This is a genomic window from Burkholderia ambifaria AMMD, from assembly GCF_000203915.1.
Taxonomy (GTDB): Bacteria; Pseudomonadota; Gammaproteobacteria; order Burkholderiales; family Burkholderiaceae; genus Burkholderia; species Burkholderia ambifaria.
Genome location: NC_008392.1, coordinates 866,527 through 885,890 on the forward strand (window position 1 = coordinate 866,527; position 19,364 = coordinate 885,890).

A 19,364-nucleotide genomic window follows, 5' to 3' on the forward strand; every position below is an offset into this window, starting at 1 on the left:
CACCGCGGTTGCGTCAGCCAAACGCCGATCCCGATCACACCAACGGCGCGACCGACGCGCCCGTGATCCCGTGGCGCTTCAACGCATCCGCGACGAATCCCGACGCCTTCATCTCCTCGACGAACGCGCCGAGCAACGCGGCCGCAGCTTCGCCGCGGCTCTTCGGTACGCCCATCGCCTGGCGGATCACCATGAAGCGCTCGTCGAGCAGGCGCAGGCCTGGCGTCTTCGCGGCATCGGCTTCGAGTTGCTGCTTCACGCCCGCCGCGATTTCGAGCTGCTGTTCGACGAACGTCTGCACGACGGCCTGCGACGTCGGCGCGCGCACGATCTGCGCGGCTTTCAGCTCGCGCGTGAGGAACAGGTCGTACGCGCTGCCCTTGCCGACCGTCACGCGGTTGTGCGGCTGGTCGACGTCCGCATTGCCGCGAATCGGCGAATCGTCGCGCACGAGATAGAAGCCTTCGATCAGCACGTAGGGCTCGGTGAACGCGACCGTTTCGCCGCGCAGCGGATCGACCGCGAAGAAGCCGAAATCGGCGCGCTCTTCGGTCAGCGCCTGCACCGACTTGCCGGCGGTGTCGAACACCACGAGTTCGAGCTCGGCCGACAGCCGCTCGGCGAACGCGCGCGCGAGGTCGATCGACACGCCGAATGGCTCGCCGGTGGCCGGGTCGCGGTTCGCGAGGATCGGGTTGCCGAGATTGATCGACGCGCGCAGCTTGCCGGTCGGCGTGAACGCGGAAAGGACGGAAGGGTCGATGGTCATGAAAACCTCGCGGGGAATCGGTGCGCCGGTCGCACAGGCGCTCGGGGTTTGAGAATGGCACGGCTGCGCGACGGCGCATCGAGCGTATGCGGGGTTACTTGACCGCCACTTCGGTATGCACGACTTGCGGCGGGCTCTTGAAGAACGGCCCGGCCAACTGCCGCCATGCCTGGAAGTCGTCCGATTGCCGGAAATGCACCATGTGATCGTCCACGGTGTCCCACTTGACGACGAGCAGGTAGCCGCCGCTGCGCTCGATCACGCGATGCAGCTCGGCGCCGCCGCAGCCGCGCGCCCGCGCGAACAGCGGCAGTGCCTGGCGAACCGCCGCCTCGAACGGCTCGGCCTGCGACGGGTCGATTTCGAGCGATGCCATTTCCAGAATCATGAATGCTCCATACAGGTTGAAAGATGCGAACGGATCGTGACGCGACGCGCGCCGCGCACGACGCATCCGGCAACGATACCGTAATTCGGCATCTCGATCGGCCGCGCCGCGTGATCGTGTACCGCAAGGCCGTCGATCGCGACGAGGCGGTGCCGCGAGCACTTGACGCCGATCGGCCTGCTGCTTGCCGATCCGCACGAGGCGGCGGCTGACTTCATGACGCTTCACGTGCACAATGCGGTGCGGGAGAAGAGGGGCGATCGACGTGCGCAGTCCGGCATCGAGGCCGCCCGCTTGCCACGCTGCATTCATTCCGGAGAGAGGAGCTCGACATGGCAGAACTGGACGACGCGCTTTACGAGCGGATCGGCGCGCTGAGCGAGGCGGGCGATGCGTTGGTCGAAGACGGGGACTACGCAGGCGCGCTGGAAAAATACTGGCAAGCGTTCGACCTGCTTCCCGAACCCAGGACCAACTGGGAAGCCGGAACCTGGTTGATGGCAGCCATCGGCGACACGAATTTCCATCAAGCCGACTACGAGGCCGGACGCGACAACCTCGGCCATGCGATGCATTTCCCCGATGCGATCGGCAACCCGTTTCTGCACCTGAGGCTCGGTCAGTGCCAGTTCGAGCTCGGCAATCTCGACCGTGCCGCGGACGAGTTGATGCGCGCCTACATGGGTGGCGGCCCGGAGCTGTTCGAGGACGAGGACGACAAATACCTGCGGTTCCTGGCCACGCGGGCGGAAGGGATCAAGGCGCCCTGACACGGGCATTCGCTCCGCGCACGGATCAGCGTTTTCCCCGATGTGGAAGCGGCGGCCCAGGCCGATGTCACAGAGGTAGTGAAGACAATTGATCCGAGGCCAATTATGACGACATCCGCGATGAACGGAGCGAACGATGCACTACCCGAAACGATCGCCGAAGCTGCGTCCGGCGACACCGCTGCTGCTGCGTCGATCCTGCTGGTCGACGATGAACCGAGCGTGCTGTCCGCGCTCAAGCGCGTGTTGCGGCCCGCGCGCTACGGCGTCCTGACCGCCGACAGCGGCGAGGCGGCGCTCGAGATCCTGGCGTCGACCGAAGTCGACCTGATCGTGTCCGACATGCGGATGCCGAACATGAGCGGCGCGGCGTTTCTGTCGCGCGCCCGCTCGCTGTACCCGGACACGATGCGCATCCTGCTGACCGGCTATTCCGACATCGCGTCGATCGTGGAGGCCGTCAACGAAGGCGGCGTGTACCGCTACTTGAACAAGCCGTGGGACGACCACGATCTGCTGATGACGATCGAGCAGGCGCTCGAGCAGCGGCGCTTGCGCGCCGAAGCGGCGCGGCTCGCCGCATTGACCGAAGCGCAGAACGAAACGCTGCGCCGCTTCAATACGGAACTCGAAACACAGGTGCGCGCGCGCACCGAGGAGCTCGCGCAAACCGTGATGTTCCTCGAAGCGGCCCAGGCCGACCTGAAAAGCAGTTTCACCGCGATGGTCCAGGTGTGCGCGAGCATGATCGAGCTGCGCTGCGGGACCGCCGGCGGCCATGCGATGCGCGTCGGCGAGATCGCGCGGCATCTCGCGCTGTCGGCCGGGATGAGCAACCTGCACGCGCAGGACGTCTATTTCGCGGGGCTGCTGCACGGCATCGGCAAGCTGTCGCTGCCCGACGAGCTGCTGCACAAGCCGCTCGTGAAGATGACGACGGACGAGCACAGCCTGTTCCAGCAGCATCCGCTGCGCGCGCAGATGGTGCTCACGCCGGTCGCGCAGTTGCACAAGGTCGCGTCGATCGTGCTGCACCAGTACGAGCGATACAACGGGCGCGGCACACCGGACGGCCTGACGGGCGATGCGATCCCGCTCGGCTCGCGGATCGTCGCGATCGCGCGCGATTTCGAAGGGCTGCGCAACGGCGAGATCGGTGCGCCGCATTCGGTCGAGCAGGCGATCGACGTGCTGCACTCGCAGGCCGGGGTACGTTACGACCCGCTGCTCGTCGCGCGCTTCATCGAACTGATGCGGCATCCGGCGAGCCTCGGCATCGCGACGTCCGTCGCGGAGGTTCAGTCCGCGCAGCTGCGCGAAGGGATGCAGCTCGCCGACGATCTGCGCACGCATCGCGGCGTGCTGCTGATGACGAAGGGCAGCGTGATGTCGGCGCACCAGATCGAGCTCGTGCGTCGCTTCGAGGCGCGCGAAGGAACATCGTTCGACATTCTGGTGCTGACCGGTGCCGCCGCGTCGAAGCAGGCGCCGGCCGACGCGCCGCCGGCGGCCTGACGTCGCGCACCGCACGCCCGCGGCGCGCGATCGTCCGTGCGCCGCGGCAACGCGTTCCTCTCGACCGAGGGTTCGATCATGCATGGCACCTACGATCCGCTGCTTGTCCTGCTGTCGCTCGTCATCGCGACGCTGGCGTCCTATACGGCGCTCGACCTGGCCGCGTTCATTTCGCTGCTCGACAACCCGAAGCTCAAGCGCGCATGGCTGGGCGGCGGCGCGGCCGCGATGGGCACCGGCATCTGGTCGATGCATTTCGTCGGCATGCTGGCGCTGTCGCTGCCGATCCCGCTCGGCTATGCGTTGCCGGATACCGTCGCGTCGCTCGTCATCGCGGTGCTCGTGTCGTATTTCGCGCTGAACATCGTCACGCGTGCGCGGTTGAGCCGCCGGCGCCTGCTCGCGGGCGGCGCGCTGATGGGCGCCGGCATCGTCGGGATGCATTACACGGGAATGGCCGCGATGCGCATGGCGCCCGGCATTCGCTACGATCCCGCGCTGTTCGCGGCGTCGATCGGCATCGCGGTGATCGCGTCGACCGCCGCGCTCTGGATGGCGCAGGCGCTGCGCGTGCAACAGGCGCGCCATGCGACCGCGCTGCGCATCGGGGCGGCGCTGATCATGGGCGTCGCCATCACGGGCATGCACTACACGGCGATGGCCGCCGCGCATTTCGCGCCGGATGCGCGATGCGGCGCGGCGAACGGGATCGATGGGCCGTGGCTTGCGACGACGATCGCCCTGTTCACGATGGCGACGCTGATCGTCACGCTGCTGGTGTCCCGTTTCGATGCGCGGACGACCTTTCTGCGCGGGATGACGGATACGCTCGAGCGGCTGGTGCGATTGCGGACCGCGGAACTCGAAACGGCGTTGCGACGCTACGAGCAGACGACCGCGATGCTGCAGCGCACCCGCGAAAACATGGCGACCGAGATCGACGAGCGCAAGGCGGCGCAGATCCGGCTCGAGCAGGAGAAGGACGAACAGCGGCGCCTGCTGCGGGCACTCGAGGAAACGCACGTGCAGCTGCTGCAGTCGGAAAAACTCGCATCGATCGGCCAGCTCGCGGCCGGCGTTGCGCACGAGATCAACAATCCGGTCGGCTTCATCAGCGCGAACCTCAACACGCTGAAGACGTGGGTGCGCAGCCTGCTCGACGTGATCGCCGCGCACGAGGCCGCGCTGCCGCAGCTGGAACCCGCCCAACGCGACGCGCTGGCCGCGATGGGGCGCGCCGCCGATCTGGACTACGTGCGCGACGAGATCGCGACGCTGATCGACGAGTCGATCGACGGCGCGCTGCGGGTGCGGCGGATCGTGCAGGACCTGCGCGATTTCTCGCGGCCGGGCAGCGGCGAATGGTGCGTGGCCGACATCCACGCGGGGCTCGAGAGCACGCTCAACGTCGTCCACAACGAACTCAAGTACAAGGCCGACATCGTGCGCGAGTACGGCGACGTGCCGCCCGTCGAATGCCTGCCGTCGCAATTGAACCAGGTCTTCATGAACCTGCTCGTCAACGCGGCGCACGCGATTCCCGAGCGCGGCGTGATCACGATCCGTACGTCGAGCGACGACGAACACGTGTCGATCGCGATCAGTGACACCGGCACCGGCATGACGCCCGACATCGTGCGGCGGATCTTCGATCCGTTCTTCACGACGAAGCCGGTCGGGCAGGGCACGGGGCTCGGCTTGTCGGTGTCGCACGGCATCGTCGAGCGCCACCGCGGCACAATCGACGTGACGAGCGAGCCGGGGCGCGGCACGACCTTCCGCATTCGGCTGCCAATCCGGCGCGCAGAGACGAGCGAGAGCGTGAGCGTGAGCGAGACGGCGGCAGTCGGGCAGCGCGCGTGAGCGCGAGGCGGCGCAGCGTCGCCGTTACCGCTTGCGCCGCCGCCTTCGAAAGAAATTCCAGAACATCGCGGTGGCGTCCGGCCCCGTCGCGGAGTGGAACGCTTCGCGCGGATCGCCGCCGCTCCACGCGTGCGCGAGGCGGCGAACGATGCAGACGCGGACGATCACCCGGCCGCCGCGCAGATAGTCCGTGTAATCCGCATCGTCATGCACGTAGGTATGCCGCTCGCCGACGCGCAGCTCACCGTGTTCGTCGACGAGCCGATTGATCCGCGCGAACGCGACGCCGAGTTGCAGCGCGTTCTGCTCGGCGACGACGGTATCGAGCCCGCCATGCATGACGAGCGCGGGCATGCCCGGATACGCGCGCACGTCGACGCATGCGTCGACCACGTGTATCGGGTCGTCGCGCAGGCCGCGGCGCATCAGGCTCATCGCGGCCATCGTCGACAACGGCGGCGCGATGGCCGGACCGGAATGCAGACCGACGGCCGCGAACAGCTCGGGATACGCGAGCGCCAGCTGCGCGGCGAGCCCCGCGCCGGCCGACATGCCGGCCAGATAGATCCGGTCGCGGTCGAACCCGCGCTCCCGCACGATCGCGTCGATCAGCGACGCAACCGCCGGAAGCTCCGACTGCGACGCATCGCCATGCCAGTTCCAGCAGCGATGCGCGTGCGCGGTCTTCGCCTGTTCGGGGAACAGCACGGCAAACCCGGCACGCTCCGCGGCGCGGCATATGCGCGTGCCCGCGGCGAACGACTCGGCGGTCTGCTTGCAGCCGTGCAGCATGACGACGACCGGCATGCCGGCGGTCGTCACCGGTGCGGCCGGCAGGTACAGCGCGTAGGCGAGATGGTTGACGAGGCGGCCGGCGGTCGGGCGCGCGGAATGAAACGAACGCAGCCAGGTGCCCGGTGCGTGGCGCGGCGACGGATGGGCGGCCGGCGCCGGGGTGCGGGTGCGACGCGGGGTCCGTACAGTGGCGGCGCGCTTGACCGACGCCGCCGGTTTGGCTGTCTTGCGTTTCGGTCGCGTGCTCGTCGCGGCGGAAAACAGGTCGAAAGGCCGGAGCCAGATGCTGGGTTTTTTCCTGGGCATGGACGAATCTCGTGCCGGCGGCGCGCGCCACAGCTTGCGGCGCAGCCGGCCGTCGGATGGAAGTCGAATGCGGGCAGAGCACGATTCGTGCTTGCGGGAAGCGGCCGCGTCGAAGCGGTCGCGCAGGGCCGAACATGTAGGCGTGTGGAGAAGTAAATGCCACGCCACGCGACATCTTTACAGCCGGGTCGCGATTCGCGCGGGCCACCCGGCATGCTAGCAGGGGTCGCTCGCATCGGGTGCGATGGTTTCGTGACGGAGCGATGAATGCTTCGACCCTGTCGGGGGGGCGTCGGTGCCGCCGTGCTGCGCGAGCCGATTGCCGACGCGGCGCGATGCGTCAACGGCCGCCGACGGCGCGGTTCGCGAGATGGTCGACCATCCGCTGGGCGGCGGGCTGCAGCGTATCGAAGCGCTGGAAACACACGATGAAGCGGCGCTTCGCCCATGAGTCGGTGAGCGGGATCATGTGCACGCCGAGCGACTGCCGGTAAGCCGCCGCCACTTCGACCGGAATGACGCTGATGCCCAGGCCCGCGGCCACGACGCGAAACGCCGCGTCGAAGCTCGACACGATCACGCGATACGACACGGTCCGGCCGCGGTCCGCGGCGGCCCGCTTGAGCATCGTATGAACAGCGGTGGCCGGCGGCAAGCCGACGTGCTCGAATTCGAGCGTGTCGTCGAAGCCGATCGACCGACGGCCGGCGAGCGGATGCTCGGGATGCACGGCGAGCGCCAACTGGTCGTGGCGATAGGACCGCTCCTGCAGCCCTTGCAGGTCGACGTTGTCCCAGCACACGCCGAGCGCGGCAGCCCCTTCGCGCACCTGCCGGACAAGATCGCGCGACAGCCGCTCTTCCACGTCGACCTTGATGTTCCGGTTGGCCGGATCGCGCATGAACGACGCGATGTCGTCCAGCAAGGCTTCCGCGATCGCCGATGCCGACGCGCAGATGCTCACGCGCCCCTGCAGCCCGTCGCCGATCGCGGTGACGTCGGCTGCGATCCGCTCCATCGTGAACAACATGCTGCGCGCATGCTCGAGCAGCGCGATGCCGGCCGGCGTGGGCGCGACGCCGCGTCGTGACCGCGTGAGCGCCGGCACGCCGAGATCGCTTTCGAGCTGCGCGATGCGCTTGCTGATCGCCGAAGGCTCGATGTGCGCTTCTTGCGCGGCACGCGCGATATTGCCGTGATCGCACACCGCCACGAACAGCCGCAGGGTCTTGAGGTCGATGTCGCGCATCGGTGCAGTCTCCGCATGTCGGAACGTTCCGGGCCGGAATTTTGCGGCTCGATTCCGCCGGCTTCCGGGTTCTCCGGGAATGCCAGAAATTACCACGACGGCGAGGACGCGTCGCTCAGCGCGTATTGCTTTCGAAATGCCTTCACGGTGTGATGTGGAGGGATTCCGTTTCGGAACGGGTTCGCTTCCAAACCGATGCTTTACGTTTTTTCGGGAATCTCTAAAGTGGGGCTATCGCCGGCGTGTGACGACCGGCCACCGATTGCGGAGACAGCCACCCCATGCGTTCTTTCCCCACCCACGTCGTGATTCGCGAGGTCGGATTGCGCGACGGTTTGCAAAGCATCCAGGCCGTCCTGCCGACCGCGCGCAAGCTCGAATGGATCGCCGGCGCCTATGCGGCCGGCCAGCGCGAGATCGAAGTCGGCTCGTTCGTGCCGGCGCGGCTGCTGCCGCAACTGGCCGATACCGCCGAACTTGTCGCGTACGCGAAAACGCTGCCGGGCCTCGCCGTGTCGGTGCTGGTGCCGAACCTGAAAGGCGCGCAGCGCGCACTCGAAACGGGCGCCGACCTGCTGCTCGTGCCGTTGTCCGCGAGCCGCGAACATAGCCTCGCGAACCTGCGCAAGACGCCCGATGAAGTCGTCGCCGAGGTCGCACGCATCCGCGCGGAACGCGATGCCGCCGGATCGACGACGCTGATCGAAGGCGGCATCGGCACGGCATTCGGCTGCACGATCCAGGGGCGCGTCGAACCGGACGAGGTCCTGCGCTGCATGCAGGCGTTGCTCGATGCGGGCGCGGATCGCGTCAGCATCGCCGATACGGTCGGCTACGCGGGGCCGGCCGCCGTGCGCGCGCTGTTCGAGCGGGCGCGTCGCGTCGCCGGCGAGCGCTTCTTTTGCGGTCACTTTCACGATACGCGCGGCCTCGCGCTTGCGAACGTCTATGCCGCGCTCGAAACCGGCGTCGCGCGTTTCGACGCGACGCTCGCCGGCATCGGTGGCTGCCCGCACGCGCCGGGCGCAAGCGGCAATGCGGCGAGCGAAGACCTGGCGTTCATGCTCGCCGACATGGGCATCGATACCGGCATCGACCTGCCGGCGCTGCTGGCGCTGCGCGCCAAGGTCGCGCGCTGGCTCGACGGCGAATCGCTGCACGGCGCGCTGTGGCGGGCCGGCCTGCCGAAAACCCATCGCGCGTCGATCGCGCTCAATGCCTGAGGACTTCATGGAAACCAACGCAAGACTGCCGCTCGACGGCGTGCGCGTGATCGAGTTCACGCACATGGTCATGGGGCCGACGTGCGGGATGATTCTCGCGGATCTCGGCGCGGAGGTCATCAAGATCGAACCGCCCGGCGGCGACAAGACCCGCAAGCTGCCGGGCCTCGGCATCGGCTTCTTCCGCACCTTCAACCGCAACAAGAAGAGCGTCGTCCTCGACATCAACACGCCGGAAGGCAAGGACGCGGCGGTCGAACTGATCGGCACCTGCGACGTGATGCTCGAGAATTTTCGTCCGGGTCTGATGACGAAACTTGGTCTGGACTACGACACGTTGTCGAAGGCGTTCCCGCGGCTCGTCTATGTGTCGCACAAGGGCTTCCTGCCCGGGCCGTACGAGAAGCGGCTCGCGCTCGACGAAGTCGTGCAGATGATGGGCGGGCTTTCCTACATGACGGGGCCGGTGGGCCGGCCGTTGCGCGCGGGAACGTCGGTCAACGACATCATGGGCGGCATGTTCGGTGCGATCGGCGTGCTCGCCGCGCTGCGCGAACGGGACGTCACCGGGCGCGGCCAGGAAGTGCAAAGCGCGCTCTTCGAGAACTGCGTGTTCCTCTGCGCGCAGCACATGCAGCAGTATGCGATGACGCACGAAGCGCCGCCGCCGATGCCCGCGCGCGTGTCCGCCTGGAGCGTGTACGACGTGTTCACGCTTGCCGACGACGAGCAGCTATTCATCGGCGCCGTCAGCGACAAGCAGTTCGTCACGCTGTGCGACGTGCTCGGCCGGCCGGATCTGCCCGCCGAGCCGCGCTTTGCCAGCAACGCGTTGCGGGTGGCGGTCCGGCCGGCGTTGCTCGATGTTCTTGGCGACATCCTGAAGAGGCACCGGATCGACGAACTGACGCCGAAGCTCGAAGCCGCGGGCATTCCGTATGCACCGATCGTGCGACCGGAGCAATTGCTCGACGATCCGCATCTGAAGGCCAGCGGCGGCCTCGTGCCGATGGAGGCCGACGACGGCACGACGACCGACGTCGTGCTGCTGCCGCTGACGATGGGCGGCCGGCGGCCGGGCGTTCGGCAGGCGCTGGCCCGGGTCGGCGAACACACGCACGAGATTCTTTCGCGGCTGACCGGACGCGCGGCCGCATGACCCTCTACCGCCTCGGCAGCGATCCGATCCGTCGAGGTGTCGCAGCACGAAACCGATGAGAACCATGCGCCGCGCATGACGTGCGCGGCGCGCAACACCGGCAGACGGACCACGATCGAACAACAAGGCCGTCGACAATCGCCGTATCAGGAGACAGACATGCAGCCCATCGTCACCGCGGATTCGCGTCCGCACGATTCGCCCTTCATCGATGTCGACGCCATGCCGGGCGCAGCAATCGCAGCGCGCATGGATCGGCTGCCGATCACCCGCCATCTATGGATGCTGGTGCTGCTGATTTCACTGGGCGGTTTTTTCGAAGTCTACGACCTGATCTTCACCGGCTATATCGCGCCGGGCATGGCGAAGAGCGGCGTGCTGCAAACCACCACGCACGCATTTTTCGGCTTCACCGGAATCGCCGGCTTCATCGCCGCGACGTTCGCCGGCTTATTCGTTGGTACGTTCGGGCTGGGCTGGATGCCCGATCGCTACGGCCGGCGCGCGGTGTTCACGGTGTCGCTGCTCTGGTATTCGATCGGCTCGGTGATCATGGCATTTCAGACGACCGCCGAAGGCATGATCCTCTGGCGCTTCATCACGGGAATCGGTGTCGGGGTCGAGATCATCACGATCGACAGCTACGTGACGGAACTCGTCCCGCAGCAGATGCGTGGCCGCGCGATGGCGTTCAACCAGAGCGTGATGTTCGCGGCGGCGCCGGTCGCCGCGATCCTGTCGTACTGGCTGGTGCCGACCACGGTGTTCGGCATCGACGGATGGCGCGTCGTGGTGCTCGCGGGCGCGCTCGGCGCGTTGCTGGTGTGGTTCATCCGGCGCGGCGTGCCGGAGAGTCCGCGGTGGCTCGCGATGCACGGACAGGTCGCGAGGAGCGACGCGATCGTGCGGCACATCGAGGCGATCGTCGAACGTCAGTCGGGGCAGCCGTTGCCGCCGCCGTCGCCGATCGTCGAACAGCCGCGGCATCGACGCGCATCGCTCGCGGAGTTGTGGCAGCCGCCGTATCGTTCGCGCCTCGTGATGCTGATCGTCTTCAACTTTTGCCAGGCGATCGGCTATTACGGTTTCGCGAACTGGGTGCCGACGCTGCTGATCAGCCAGGGCATCACGGTCACGAAAAGCCTGCTCTATTCGTTCATCATCGCGTTCGCGTTGCCGGTCGGGCCGCTGCTGGCGATGGCCGTCGCCGACCGGATCCAGCGCAAATACCTGATCGTCGGCGGCGCGCTGGTCGTGATCGTCTGCGGGACGGCGTTCGCGCAGGTCAGGGCCGTGGTGCCGCTCATCCTGCTCGGCGTGTTGATCAGCTTCGCCGGCCAGATCATCTCGGTCTGCTACCACGCTTACCAGGCCGAGTTGTTCCCGACGGCCGTGCGGTGCCGCGCCAATGGAATCGTGTACTCGGCAAGCCGGGTCGGCGCGATGATGTCGGGTTTTGCGATCGCGTTCCTGCTTCGCGATTTCGGGTTGCCCGGCGTATTCGCCGGGATCACGGCGTGCATGCTGGCGGTCGCGGTATCGATCGGATTCTTCGGGCCGAAGACCAACGGCCTGCGCCTCGAGGAGCTGAACCGTTGACGGGCCATTGCTGCGTGACGCCGGGCTCGCCACCGTAAAGCTTTACCGATACGTCCACACCCGATGCAGCACGAACATCGTCGGCGGGATCAGCAGCGCGATCGCGACGATGGCCCAGCCGCGCGGCACGTCGAGCAGTTCGGCGGCGCGCGCGAGCAGCATCGTTTCGATGAAGCCGGCCAGCGCGACCGTCAGATAGCGCACCAGATTGCGCGACTGCACCGTCGACGAGAAGCTCCACAGCGTATTCGCGAGATACGAGAACGCCGTCGCGCACACGAACGCGACGGCGTTCGCGAGCACCTGCGTCGCATCGAACAGCGCATACATCGCGGATGCGACCAGAACGTGCAGCGCGGTCGAGCAAAGCCCTGACAGGCCGAAGCGCGCGAGCCGCACGCGCTCCGCGCAGAGCAGTTCGAACATCGCGATCTCCGCCGGTCAGCGCGAGCCGACCCGCACGCGGGCCGGCTGGACGCGGCGGCGTCCGGCCGTGCGCCGCGCATCGCGCGCGACCGGCAGCTCGATCACCTTGGCGTGCGCCTCGTAGCGGCGGCGAATCAGATAGACGGGGCGTTGCTTCGACTCGTCGTAGATGCGCCCGATGTACTCGCCGACCACGCCGATGCCGATGAGCTCGATCCCGCCGATGAACAGCGTGACCGACAGCAGCGACGCATAGCCGAGCACCGGGTTGCCGAACAGCAGCGTACGGCCCACGATGAACGCGCCGTACAGGAAGGAGAGCGCGGCGATGCCCAGGCCGATATAGGTCCAGCTGCGCAGCGGCACGGTGCTGAAGCTCGTGATCCCCTCGAGCGCGAAGTTCCACAGCTTCCATCCGGAGAACTTCGAGTGCCCTGCGCTGCGCGCTTCGCGCTGGTACTCGATGATCACGGTCCGGTAGCCGACCCATGCGAACAGCCCTTTCATGAAACGATGCCGCTCCGGCAGGCTGCGCAGCGCGTTCACGACCTTGCGATCCATCAGCCGGAAGTCGCCGACGTTCTCCGGCAGCTTCACGTCCGACAGCAGGTTGTGGACGCGGTAGTAGATCGAGGCGGCAGTGCGCTTCGCGAACGAATCGCATGCGCGGTTGCTACGCTTCGCGGCGACGACTTCAACACCGTCGCGCCAGTGCTCGAGCATCACCGGAATCAGGCTCGGCGGATCCTGCAGGTCGGCGTCGAGCGGGATCACGGCGTCGCCGGCGGCTTCGTCGAGGCCGGCCGTCAGCGCCGCTTCCTTGCCGAAGTTGCGCGTGAGATCGATGACGCGCACGCGGCGGTCGCTCATGCTGATCCGGATCAGGCGTTCGAGCGTGTCGTCGCGGCTGCCGTCGTTGACGCAGACGATCTCGAAGCGGATCGCGTCGAGGCCGGCCATCAACGGAATCACGACGTCGAAGAAGCGTTCGACGGCTTCGCCTTCGTTGTAGAACGGCACGACCAGCGAGACGAGTGGCGTGTAGAGTGATTCGCGCATGATGGTTCCCCTGTGATCGCGTGTCAGCGGCCGATGCCGAAGGTCGGGCGGCCGGTGCGGCGCAGTCCGTGCGCCGGGCGGTGATGTGAGCGCAACGGATGCGTGAAGCCGGTTTCGGTCGTGTCGTCGCGCGCGTCGGGCATCGACGGCACGTCGTGCCTTTCCCGTGCGATCCGGCTGACGAGTAGCGCCAGCGACGCGAGCGTGACGAGCGGCATGAACTGGAACGACAGGTGCGGGACCAGCACGAGACCGGCGAGCGGCATCACCCACAGCAGCAGCAGCCATTCGCGATCGAAGCGCCGCCAGCCGTGCGTCCATGCATAGCGTGCGTACCACGCGATCACGAGGCCGTACCAGGTCAGGTCGTAGTCGTACAGATAAGGGCTGACGATCAGGCACGCGCACGCGAGGGTCGCCGCGCGCAGCGCGTACGAACACGCGCCGCGCCACGCGTACACGACGGCGATCGCGGCGGTCGCGGCCGACAGCAGTTGCAGCACACGCGCGACGGCGGCGGGCCAGCCGGCCATCGTCGCGAGCGCGAACACGGTCGGCATGCGTGCGAGCTTGGCGTGGCCGGCGCCGACGATCTGGTATGCGGCGTGCAAGCCGTGCGCGAATGCGACCCAGGCGTCGAAGCCGAACATCAGCGTCGACAGCGCGAAGCCGCTGGCGATCGTCGCGACCCAAGCGGCCAGCGCACGCCATTGTCCGGCGCACAGCAGCGCGAGCGGAAACAGCACCGCCATCTGCGGCTTCATCGTCAGCATTCCGAAGCAGATGCCGGCGATGACGGGACGGCGATTCAGCGTCAGCAGCCCGACGCCTGCGAGCGTCGCGGTCAGCAGGCTTGTCTGCCCGACGATCACTGCGAGAAACGCGCCGGGGAACGCGAGCGCGCAGAGCAGCGCGCCCTCGCGCTGTACGGTTGCGCGGATCGTCGTCACGAACAGCGCGTAGGTGGCGCCCAGCCACAGCACCAGCGCGAACATGTATGGCAGCCAGCCGAGCGGCAGCACGAACATCAGCATCGTGGGCGGGTAGAGCCACGGCAGCGAGCCGTTCCCGGCGTTCATCAGCGGGAGCGCGACCTTCTCGACCTCGAACAGCGACGGCAGGTTCCACGCGTTGATCCCGAGGCCGTGAGCGGCGAGCCTCGCGGCGCCCCAGATCGGCGCGACATCCTGTGCCAGGGGTTCGGGCAGGGATGTTTGCGACCAATGTACGCGCGCGAGATACACGAACATGAACAGCAGTTCGGCAAACAATACCGCTGCCGCATAGAGGCGCACCCGATCACGATTGAGCCAATGCGGGAAACGGCGGGGCCCTGCGATTGGCAGCTCGGGATGGGCGTCGACCGCCGAACCGACGTGCAGGAGGGAGAGCGGCGATTTCATTGCGCGCTCCGCGGCGCAAGGCTTGCGCGACGCACGACGACGAACAGGACGGCGAGCAGCACGATCGGGCCGATCTGCGGCAGCTTCGTGATCCGGTTGAACACCTCGAATATCGGCAGCAGCCACGCGAGCACGATCACGATCTGATCTCCCGGCAGCCAGCCGTCTTCGAGGCCGTGAGCGATCACGCAGAAGACCGCGATGCCGAGCCACGCCAGTTCGTAATGCCACAGATAGGGCGTCGTCAACAGCGTGGCGACCACCAACGCGGCGCCGCACAGCCGCATGTCGGCCGTGCGGCGCCACACATGAACGGCGGCTGCGATGGCGAGCAGTCCGACGGCGGCTTGCGCGGCGAGCGCGATCGGAATCGATGCACCCGCGAGCCGCAGCGCCGCGAACGTCGTCGGTGAAACGAACCAGTAGGCAGGCAGGGTGAAATGCATGCCGCGCACGATCGACATCGCGTGGGCCAGGCCGGTCAGCGAGCTGGTGCCGGTCAGCGCGATGCCGGCCACCACGAACAGCGTGGTCGTGAGCGCCGCCGCCGCGAAGGTGCGCCATGCACGCGCCGCGATCAGCACGAATGGAAACACCATCGCCATCTGCGGCTTGATGGCGAGCAGCCCGATCAGCACGCCCGCGATGATCGGGCGCGGGCCGATGAAATGCAGCGCGAGCGCGGCGATACCGGCGGTCAGGATGCTGTTCTGCCCGTACAGGACGGACGCGAACACACCTGAATAGGCAAGCACGACGAGCGCGGCGGCGCGCGGAACGGGCAGGTACGCACGCAGGCCCGACAGTCGCAGGACGGCGTACGCATAGCATAAAAGACTGCCCGCAAAAAAGAGGAAATACGCGGGCAGGAAAGGCACGAGGGCAATCGGCGCGACGAACAGCAGCATCGTCGGCGGATAGAGCCAGGGCAGCGATTGGTGACCCAGATAGGCCCCGAACTGCGCTACCTCGGCATGGGAGAAGAAGACCGGATCGTAGATCGCCGCGGCGTGGCCTTGCAGCACGAGTTGCGATGCGGTCCAGAAGACGGAGAAGTCGACGCCCGGCCGGGCGGTGGTTTGCGACGTGAAGGTATTCGTGACGGCGCCCCAGGTAATCAGGAATCCAACGCAGAGCATCAGCATGATGCAGCTGTACGGAATGATCCGGTCCGCTGTCAGCCATTGAGCACAGCGTTTGGCGCGATAGCGCACTCCACGATTGGCTGTGTACATGATGCCCCGTCTGCAGTGAAGGCCGCCTGGTGTGCCGCAGCCTTTTTGTGTTGTCGTGTATCCGGAGCGAATCGCATTCAATGGCGCTGTCCGGTGAATGCATTGTTGGAGAAAAAATCGCGTGACGCAAACCGCGGGCTGAATCGTGAAATATCGATTTGGCGGCGACATGGCTGAAAACCGGGTTTTTACATCTGAAAAACCCGCGCCGGCGCAAATGATGTTTCTCGCTTGAAACATTCCGGGTTTTTGGCCGGTCCGGCACGTCGTGGAACCGGCGTCGGGGGAGCGGCCTCGCGGATTCGGGAAAGTCCCGAGAAAATTTTTTGGTGCCTTGCACAGCGCGGCGGCGCTCACGCCGGCACGTCACGGCGACCGGCACGCGTATATCAAATCTGAAACATTTCGCGCATCGGGCCGAAGCTCCACTGGTGGGCGAATCGCCCGAACCCTTGCTGCGCCTGGCTTTCTTTGCGGCTGGCCTGCTCTTTGCGTCAAGGTCCGCACGACAGTCGACGATGTGACGAATGACCGGTTCAAGCAACGGACTTACCGAACCGGACTGAATCACCTGCGGAAAGCAACGGATCGAGGGCGCATCGGGGAATACGCCGCCCAGGCCTTGAAAACCGCCGGAATCGTCGACCGAGCGATACGCGACGGCATCGTCCGCGCAACAAGAATCACATGACAGCGTTTGGGGAATAAAAATGAAAGACCGGAGCACGCCGCGGCTTGCATGCCGCGCAGAAGATCTGCAGCAGCATCGACGCGTTGGCGTCATCCGCTCAATCCGTATTCATGCCCGGAACGGTCTCGCCGTTCTGCTCGATCGCGCGTTCCGCCCGATCGCAGCATGCATGCATATCGCACGCATCAGCTCACCGACGATCGTTCGCCAGGCCAGGCTCGTACCCTGCCGTGTGCGTCGCTGAGCGCTACATCCGCATTCTTTTGTTGTGCCGGTAGTACCCCGCTCCCCGCGTCGATCCCCGACAACGGGATTTTCATAGTAGTGCGAAAGGAGAAGAGCCATGTTCAAGTTCATCCAGAAGGTCCGCGGTTTCGTCCAAGACGAACAAGGTGTGACGGCCATCGAATACGGCCTGATTGCCGCACTGATCGCAGTCGGACTCGTTGCAGCACTGACGGCGGTCGGAACGGATCTCAAGACCGTGTTCAACACGATTGCAGACGATCTCAACGCGGCCATCTGAATGGCGGGCGGCGAACGGTGGGTCCGGCCCGTTCGTCGCCATCCCGTCACGCGTGCAGGGCCGGACGCAACACCAACAGATGTCGGATGCAACGAACGGCGGATGGCTCGGCCGGTGCAGTGCTCGAGCCGCCTCCGCTTTTTTGATCAAACCGAATCGGAGGACGCCATGCGGGTCAGGGTACGTGCAGATGCGATATCGCGATGGATCGACGACGAGCAGGGGGTGACGGCGATCGAATATGCGCTGCTTGCGGCGATGTTCGCCACCGTCGTGCTGGGAAGCGTGGTCACGCTGAAAGGCTCGCTTCAGGATATGTACGACATGATCGCGTCGGTCGTGACCGTGGCGGTCGATACCGCACTGGGTCAGTGAGTCCGGCCATTACGTCCAATCGAGGTCCGCCATGGTGCTGCCTGCCGCGCTGCCTTACCCGGTTCCGTTGTGCGTGACGCTGCTCGCGATCGTCGCGGCCAGCACCGACATCACGAGCCGACGCATTCCGAACCGGCTCGTCGCGCTCGGTCTGGTCGGCGCGCTGATCGCACAGTGCACGCTGCACGGGATCCAGGCAGGTGCACTTGCGTGGCTGGCGGGCGCGGCGACCGGCTTCGGCCTGCTGCTGCCGTTCTATCTGCTGCGCGGAATGGCTGCGGGTGACGTGAAGCTGATGCTCGCGATCGGCGCATGGGTCGGCGCGCAGATGACGTTCTACATCGTGCTGGCCACCTTTCTGGTCGGCGGGATCGGCGCGATCGGCTTCGCACTGCTGCGCGGACGCATGCGCCAGATGTGCGCGAACGTGTGGGCGCTGATCGCGCACCGCTCGACCGGCGCGTATGCAGGGGCAACCGACGGCCCCGTGGAATTCGCGTCGGTTGGCGCGTTGCCGTATGGCGTAGCAATTGCCGCCGGCACGCTGGGCATGCTGTTCGTTTCGTCTGTATAGCGTGACGAACCCGCAACGAGGATGAAACGCACATGAACACGATTCCCACCGAACCGAAACGCGACGCGCAGGTTGCACACCTGCCGTATCCGCCGCCGTCGCGGGAGGTGCATGCGAAACCGGGCGCGCTGCTGCCGCCGGCGCCGCGCTCGCTCGAGGAAACCGGCTTGACCCAGGCGTTCGTCGCAGGGCTCGTGCTGAAGTCGACGCTGGTGCTCGGTCGCCCGTCGTACGGCGTCCTGATCGAGCGCCACTGCCTGCCGCTCGCGGTGCTCGATGATGTCTTCGCGTTCCTGGTGCGCGAGCATCTGGTCGAACTGACCCATCGCGGCAAGACCGACCTCGACGTGACGTTCCGCCTGACCGACGCGGGCCGCGTGCTCGCGCTCGAAGAGCGTGCGCGCAGCAGCTACAGCGGCCCCGCGCCGGTGACACTCGACGCGTATCTCGACTGCGTGTCCGACCATTCGGTGCGCAAGCTGCGCGTGGCCCAGAACGACGTGTGGGCCGTATTCGAAGGCGTCGTCATGGACACGGCGGTCCTCGATTCGGCGGCCGCCGCGCTCAACGCCGGCCGCCCGCTGCTGATCCACGGCCCCGCCGGCAGCGGCAAGACCTTCCTCGCGGAGCGCCTTGGCGCGCTGATGGGCGGCCACGTGCCGGTGCCGCACGCCATTTACGCCGCGGGCGAAGTGATCCAGATCTACGACCCGATCGTGCATGTCGACGCGCCGTCGCAAGCCGACGGCCAATCGGCCGATCGCCGCTGGCGCCTGTGCGAGCGGCCCGTCGTGATGTCGGGCGGCGAACTGACGCTCGCCGAGCTCGACCTGCGCCGCGACGAAGGAGCGGGCTTCTATCAGGCGCCGCCGCACATGAAGGCGAACATGGGCATGTACGTCGTCGACGATCTCGGCCGCCAGCGCGTCGAACCGCGCGACCTGCTCAACCGCTGGCTGCGCCCGCTCGACCGCGGCGTCGATTTCCTGACGCTCGAGTCCGGCAATCGTCTCGTGATGCCGTTCGACGTCTGGCCGGTGTTCTCGAGCAACCTGGCACCGGAGCAGTTCGCCGACGACGCGTTCCTGCGCCGGCTCGGCTCCAAGCTTCACGTCGGCGCGATGTCGATCGACCACTACCGTGCGGTGTTCGATGCCGCATGCGTGTCGCTCGGGCTGGTGCCGGCACAGGACGCGTTCGACTATCTGCTGCACCGGCTGCACCTGCCGAGCGGCAAGGCCTATCTCGCATGCTTCCCGATGGATCTGCTGCGCCTCGTCGCCGCCGGCGCGCGGTATCGCGGCGATCCGCCCGAAGTGACGCACGACGCGCTGTACGACGCATGGGCCAGCTATTTCGGCTCGGCGCCGGCGCGCGACGGCGGGCATCCGCCGCCTGTCGATCACGGCGGGCGCACGTACATAACCGGTTGAGCCGTT

At 66.7% G+C, this 19,364-nt stretch carries 19 protein-coding genes; 10 read left to right on the top strand and 9 right to left on the bottom strand.

All coding sequences use genetic code 11. From position 1 onward, the window contains the following. Positions 1-34: 34 nt before the first annotated feature. The 3 genes from BAMB_RS31245 to BAMB_RS35730 all read right to left on the bottom strand — a co-directional run bounded on the left by BAMB_RS31245 (position 35) and on the right by BAMB_RS35730 (position 1,375). Complete coding sequence (locus BAMB_RS31245; protein WP_011661146.1) at positions 35-769, bottom strand: ABC transporter substrate-binding protein; 735 nt, start codon at positions 767-769, stop codon at positions 35-37. A gap of 94 nt (positions 770-863) precedes the next feature. Next, entirely contained in the window at positions 864-1,157 is a 294-nt protein-coding gene (locus BAMB_RS31250; RefSeq protein WP_006753336.1) for an antibiotic biosynthesis monooxygenase family protein, read from the bottom strand. After that, positions 1,154-1,375 (bottom strand): hypothetical protein, encoded by a 222-nt coding sequence (locus BAMB_RS35730; protein WP_158380553.1) that lies wholly within the window; start codon positions 1,373-1,375, stop codon positions 1,154-1,156. Before BAMB_RS35730 ends, BAMB_RS31250 begins: the two co-directional genes overlap by 4 nt. A gap of 114 nt (positions 1,376-1,489) precedes the next feature. Between BAMB_RS35730 and BAMB_RS31255 the strand changes: the two genes are divergently transcribed. From BAMB_RS31255 to BAMB_RS31265, 3 genes are all read left to right on the top strand, one after another. Further along, positions 1,490-1,927, top strand: a complete 438-nt coding sequence (locus BAMB_RS31255) for a tetratricopeptide repeat protein (RefSeq protein WP_011661148.1) — start codon at positions 1,490-1,492, stop codon at positions 1,925-1,927. Positions 1,928-2,032: 105 nt separating this feature from the next. Further along, on the top strand, positions 2,033-3,442 hold the full coding sequence (gene nosR / locus BAMB_RS31260; RefSeq protein ID WP_011661149.1) for a response regulator c-di-GMP phosphodiesterase, NosR family: 1,410 nt from the start codon (positions 2,033-2,035) through the stop codon (positions 3,440-3,442). A 78-nt stretch (positions 3,443-3,520) separates the two neighbouring features. Further along, complete coding sequence (locus tag BAMB_RS31265; protein WP_011661150.1) at positions 3,521-5,305, top strand: histidine kinase; 1,785 nt, start codon at positions 3,521-3,523, stop codon at positions 5,303-5,305. A gap of 24 nt (positions 5,306-5,329) precedes the next feature. Here the strand turns inward: BAMB_RS31265 and BAMB_RS31270 are convergent, their stop codons facing one another. Further along, entirely contained in the window at positions 5,330-6,406 is a 1,077-nt protein-coding gene (locus tag BAMB_RS31270; RefSeq protein ID WP_011661151.1) for an extracellular catalytic domain type 1 short-chain-length polyhydroxyalkanoate depolymerase, read from the bottom strand. A 340-nt stretch (positions 6,407-6,746) separates the two neighbouring features. Then, positions 6,747-7,655 carry a LysR family transcriptional regulator gene (locus BAMB_RS31275; RefSeq protein ID WP_011661152.1) on the bottom strand — a complete coding sequence of 303 codons (909 nt, stop codon included), beginning with the start codon at positions 7,653-7,655 and terminating at the stop codon, positions 6,747-6,749. 281 nt (positions 7,656-7,936) lie between these two features. Between BAMB_RS31275 and BAMB_RS31280 the strand changes: the two genes are divergently transcribed. The 3 genes from BAMB_RS31280 (at position 7,937) to BAMB_RS31290 (ending at position 11,636) form a co-directional block, all read left to right on the top strand. Beyond that, complete coding sequence (locus tag BAMB_RS31280; RefSeq protein WP_011661153.1) at positions 7,937-8,878, top strand: hydroxymethylglutaryl-CoA lyase; 942 nt, start codon at positions 7,937-7,939, stop codon at positions 8,876-8,878. A 7-nt stretch (positions 8,879-8,885) separates the two neighbouring features. Then, a complete protein-coding gene (locus BAMB_RS31285; protein WP_011661154.1) occupies positions 8,886-10,037 on the top strand; it encodes a CaiB/BaiF CoA transferase family protein in 1,152 nt (383 codons plus the stop codon). A 159-nt stretch (positions 10,038-10,196) separates the two neighbouring features. Then, on the top strand, positions 10,197-11,636 hold the full coding sequence (locus tag BAMB_RS31290) for an MFS transporter (protein ID WP_011661155.1): 1,440 nt from the start codon (positions 10,197-10,199) through the stop codon (positions 11,634-11,636). A 42-nt stretch (positions 11,637-11,678) separates the two neighbouring features. On the opposite strand, the gene BAMB_RS31295 is transcribed toward BAMB_RS31290, so the two are convergent. Genes BAMB_RS31295 through BAMB_RS31310 form a run of 4 tightly spaced genes read right to left on the bottom strand, consistent with a single transcriptional unit; the run spans position 11,679 to position 15,759 of the window. Next, on the bottom strand, positions 11,679-12,062 hold the full coding sequence (locus BAMB_RS31295; RefSeq protein WP_011661156.1) for a GtrA family protein: 384 nt from the start codon (positions 12,060-12,062) through the stop codon (positions 11,679-11,681). Between the two features lie 15 nt (positions 12,063-12,077). After that, positions 12,078-13,121 (bottom strand): glycosyltransferase family 2 protein, encoded by a 1,044-nt coding sequence (locus tag BAMB_RS31300; RefSeq protein WP_011661157.1) that lies wholly within the window; start codon positions 13,119-13,121, stop codon positions 12,078-12,080. A 23-nt stretch (positions 13,122-13,144) separates the two neighbouring features. Further along, positions 13,145-14,524 carry a glycosyltransferase family 87 protein gene (locus BAMB_RS31305; protein ID WP_011661158.1) on the bottom strand — a complete coding sequence of 460 codons (1,380 nt, stop codon included), beginning with the start codon at positions 14,522-14,524 and terminating at the stop codon, positions 13,145-13,147. Then, a complete protein-coding gene (locus tag BAMB_RS31310) occupies positions 14,521-15,759 on the bottom strand; it encodes a glycosyltransferase family 87 protein (protein WP_041491810.1) in 1,239 nt (412 codons plus the stop codon). Before BAMB_RS31310 ends, BAMB_RS31305 begins: the two co-directional genes overlap by 4 nt. Positions 15,760-16,793: 1,034 nt before the next feature. Between BAMB_RS31310 and BAMB_RS31315 the strand changes: the two genes are divergently transcribed. From BAMB_RS31315 to BAMB_RS31330, 4 genes are all read left to right on the top strand, one after another. Then, on the top strand, positions 16,794-16,976 hold the full coding sequence (locus BAMB_RS31315) for a Flp family type IVb pilin (RefSeq protein WP_011661160.1): 183 nt from the start codon (positions 16,794-16,796) through the stop codon (positions 16,974-16,976). Between the two features lie 168 nt (positions 16,977-17,144). After that, positions 17,145-17,351, top strand: a complete 207-nt coding sequence (locus tag BAMB_RS31320; RefSeq protein WP_011661161.1) for a Flp family type IVb pilin — start codon at positions 17,145-17,147, stop codon at positions 17,349-17,351. A 34-nt stretch (positions 17,352-17,385) separates the two neighbouring features. Continuing rightward, on the top strand, positions 17,386-17,925 hold the full coding sequence (locus BAMB_RS31325) for an A24 family peptidase (protein ID WP_041491900.1): 540 nt from the start codon (positions 17,386-17,388) through the stop codon (positions 17,923-17,925). Positions 17,926-17,957: 32 nt separating this feature from the next. Next, on the top strand, positions 17,958-19,358 hold the full coding sequence (locus tag BAMB_RS31330; protein WP_011661163.1) for an ATPase: 1,401 nt from the start codon (positions 17,958-17,960) through the stop codon (positions 19,356-19,358). The last annotated feature ends 6 nt before the right edge of the window (positions 19,359-19,364 follow it).

Bases quoted from the DNA above. Each gene is read 5' to 3' on its own strand.
- BAMB_RS31305 (WP_011661158.1), bottom strand. From the start codon at position 14,524: ATGAAATCGCCGCTCTCCCTCCTGCACGTCGGTTCGGCGGTCGACGCC.
- BAMB_RS31255 (WP_011661148.1), top strand. From the start codon at position 1,490: ATGGCAGAACTGGACGACGCGCTTTACGAGCGGATCGGCGCGCTGAGC.
- BAMB_RS31265 (WP_011661150.1), top strand. From the start codon at position 3,521: ATGCATGGCACCTACGATCCGCTGCTTGTCCTGCTGTCGCTCGTCATC.
- BAMB_RS35730 (WP_158380553.1), bottom strand. From the start codon at position 1,375: ATGAAGTCAGCCGCCGCCTCGTGCGGATCGGCAAGCAGCAGGCCGATC.
- BAMB_RS31310 (WP_041491810.1), bottom strand. From the start codon at position 15,759: ATGTACACAGCCAATCGTGGAGTGCGCTATCGCGCCAAACGCTGTGCT.
- BAMB_RS31300 (WP_011661157.1), bottom strand. From the start codon at position 13,121: ATGCGCGAATCACTCTACACGCCACTCGTCTCGCTGGTCGTGCCGTTC.
- BAMB_RS31245 (WP_011661146.1), bottom strand. From the start codon at position 769: ATGACCATCGACCCTTCCGTCCTTTCCGCGTTCACGCCGACCGGCAAG.
- nosR (WP_011661149.1), top strand. From the start codon at position 2,033: ATGACGACATCCGCGATGAACGGAGCGAACGATGCACTACCCGAAACG.
- BAMB_RS31290 (WP_011661155.1), top strand. From the start codon at position 10,197: ATGCAGCCCATCGTCACCGCGGATTCGCGTCCGCACGATTCGCCCTTC.
- BAMB_RS31280 (WP_011661153.1), top strand. From the start codon at position 7,937: ATGCGTTCTTTCCCCACCCACGTCGTGATTCGCGAGGTCGGATTGCGC.
- BAMB_RS31275 (WP_011661152.1), bottom strand. From the start codon at position 7,655: ATGCGCGACATCGACCTCAAGACCCTGCGGCTGTTCGTGGCGGTGTGC.
- BAMB_RS31320 (WP_011661161.1), top strand. From the start codon at position 17,145: ATGCGGGTCAGGGTACGTGCAGATGCGATATCGCGATGGATCGACGAC.
- BAMB_RS31330 (WP_011661163.1), top strand. From the start codon at position 17,958: ATGAACACGATTCCCACCGAACCGAAACGCGACGCGCAGGTTGCACAC.
- BAMB_RS31270 (WP_011661151.1), bottom strand. From the start codon at position 6,406: ATGCCCAGGAAAAAACCCAGCATCTGGCTCCGGCCTTTCGACCTGTTT.
- BAMB_RS31250 (WP_006753336.1), bottom strand. From the start codon at position 1,157: ATGATTCTGGAAATGGCATCGCTCGAAATCGACCCGTCGCAGGCCGAG.
- BAMB_RS31315 (WP_011661160.1), top strand. From the start codon at position 16,794: ATGTTCAAGTTCATCCAGAAGGTCCGCGGTTTCGTCCAAGACGAACAA.
- BAMB_RS31285 (WP_011661154.1), top strand. From the start codon at position 8,886: ATGGAAACCAACGCAAGACTGCCGCTCGACGGCGTGCGCGTGATCGAG.
- BAMB_RS31295 (WP_011661156.1), bottom strand. From the start codon at position 12,062: ATGTTCGAACTGCTCTGCGCGGAGCGCGTGCGGCTCGCGCGCTTCGGC.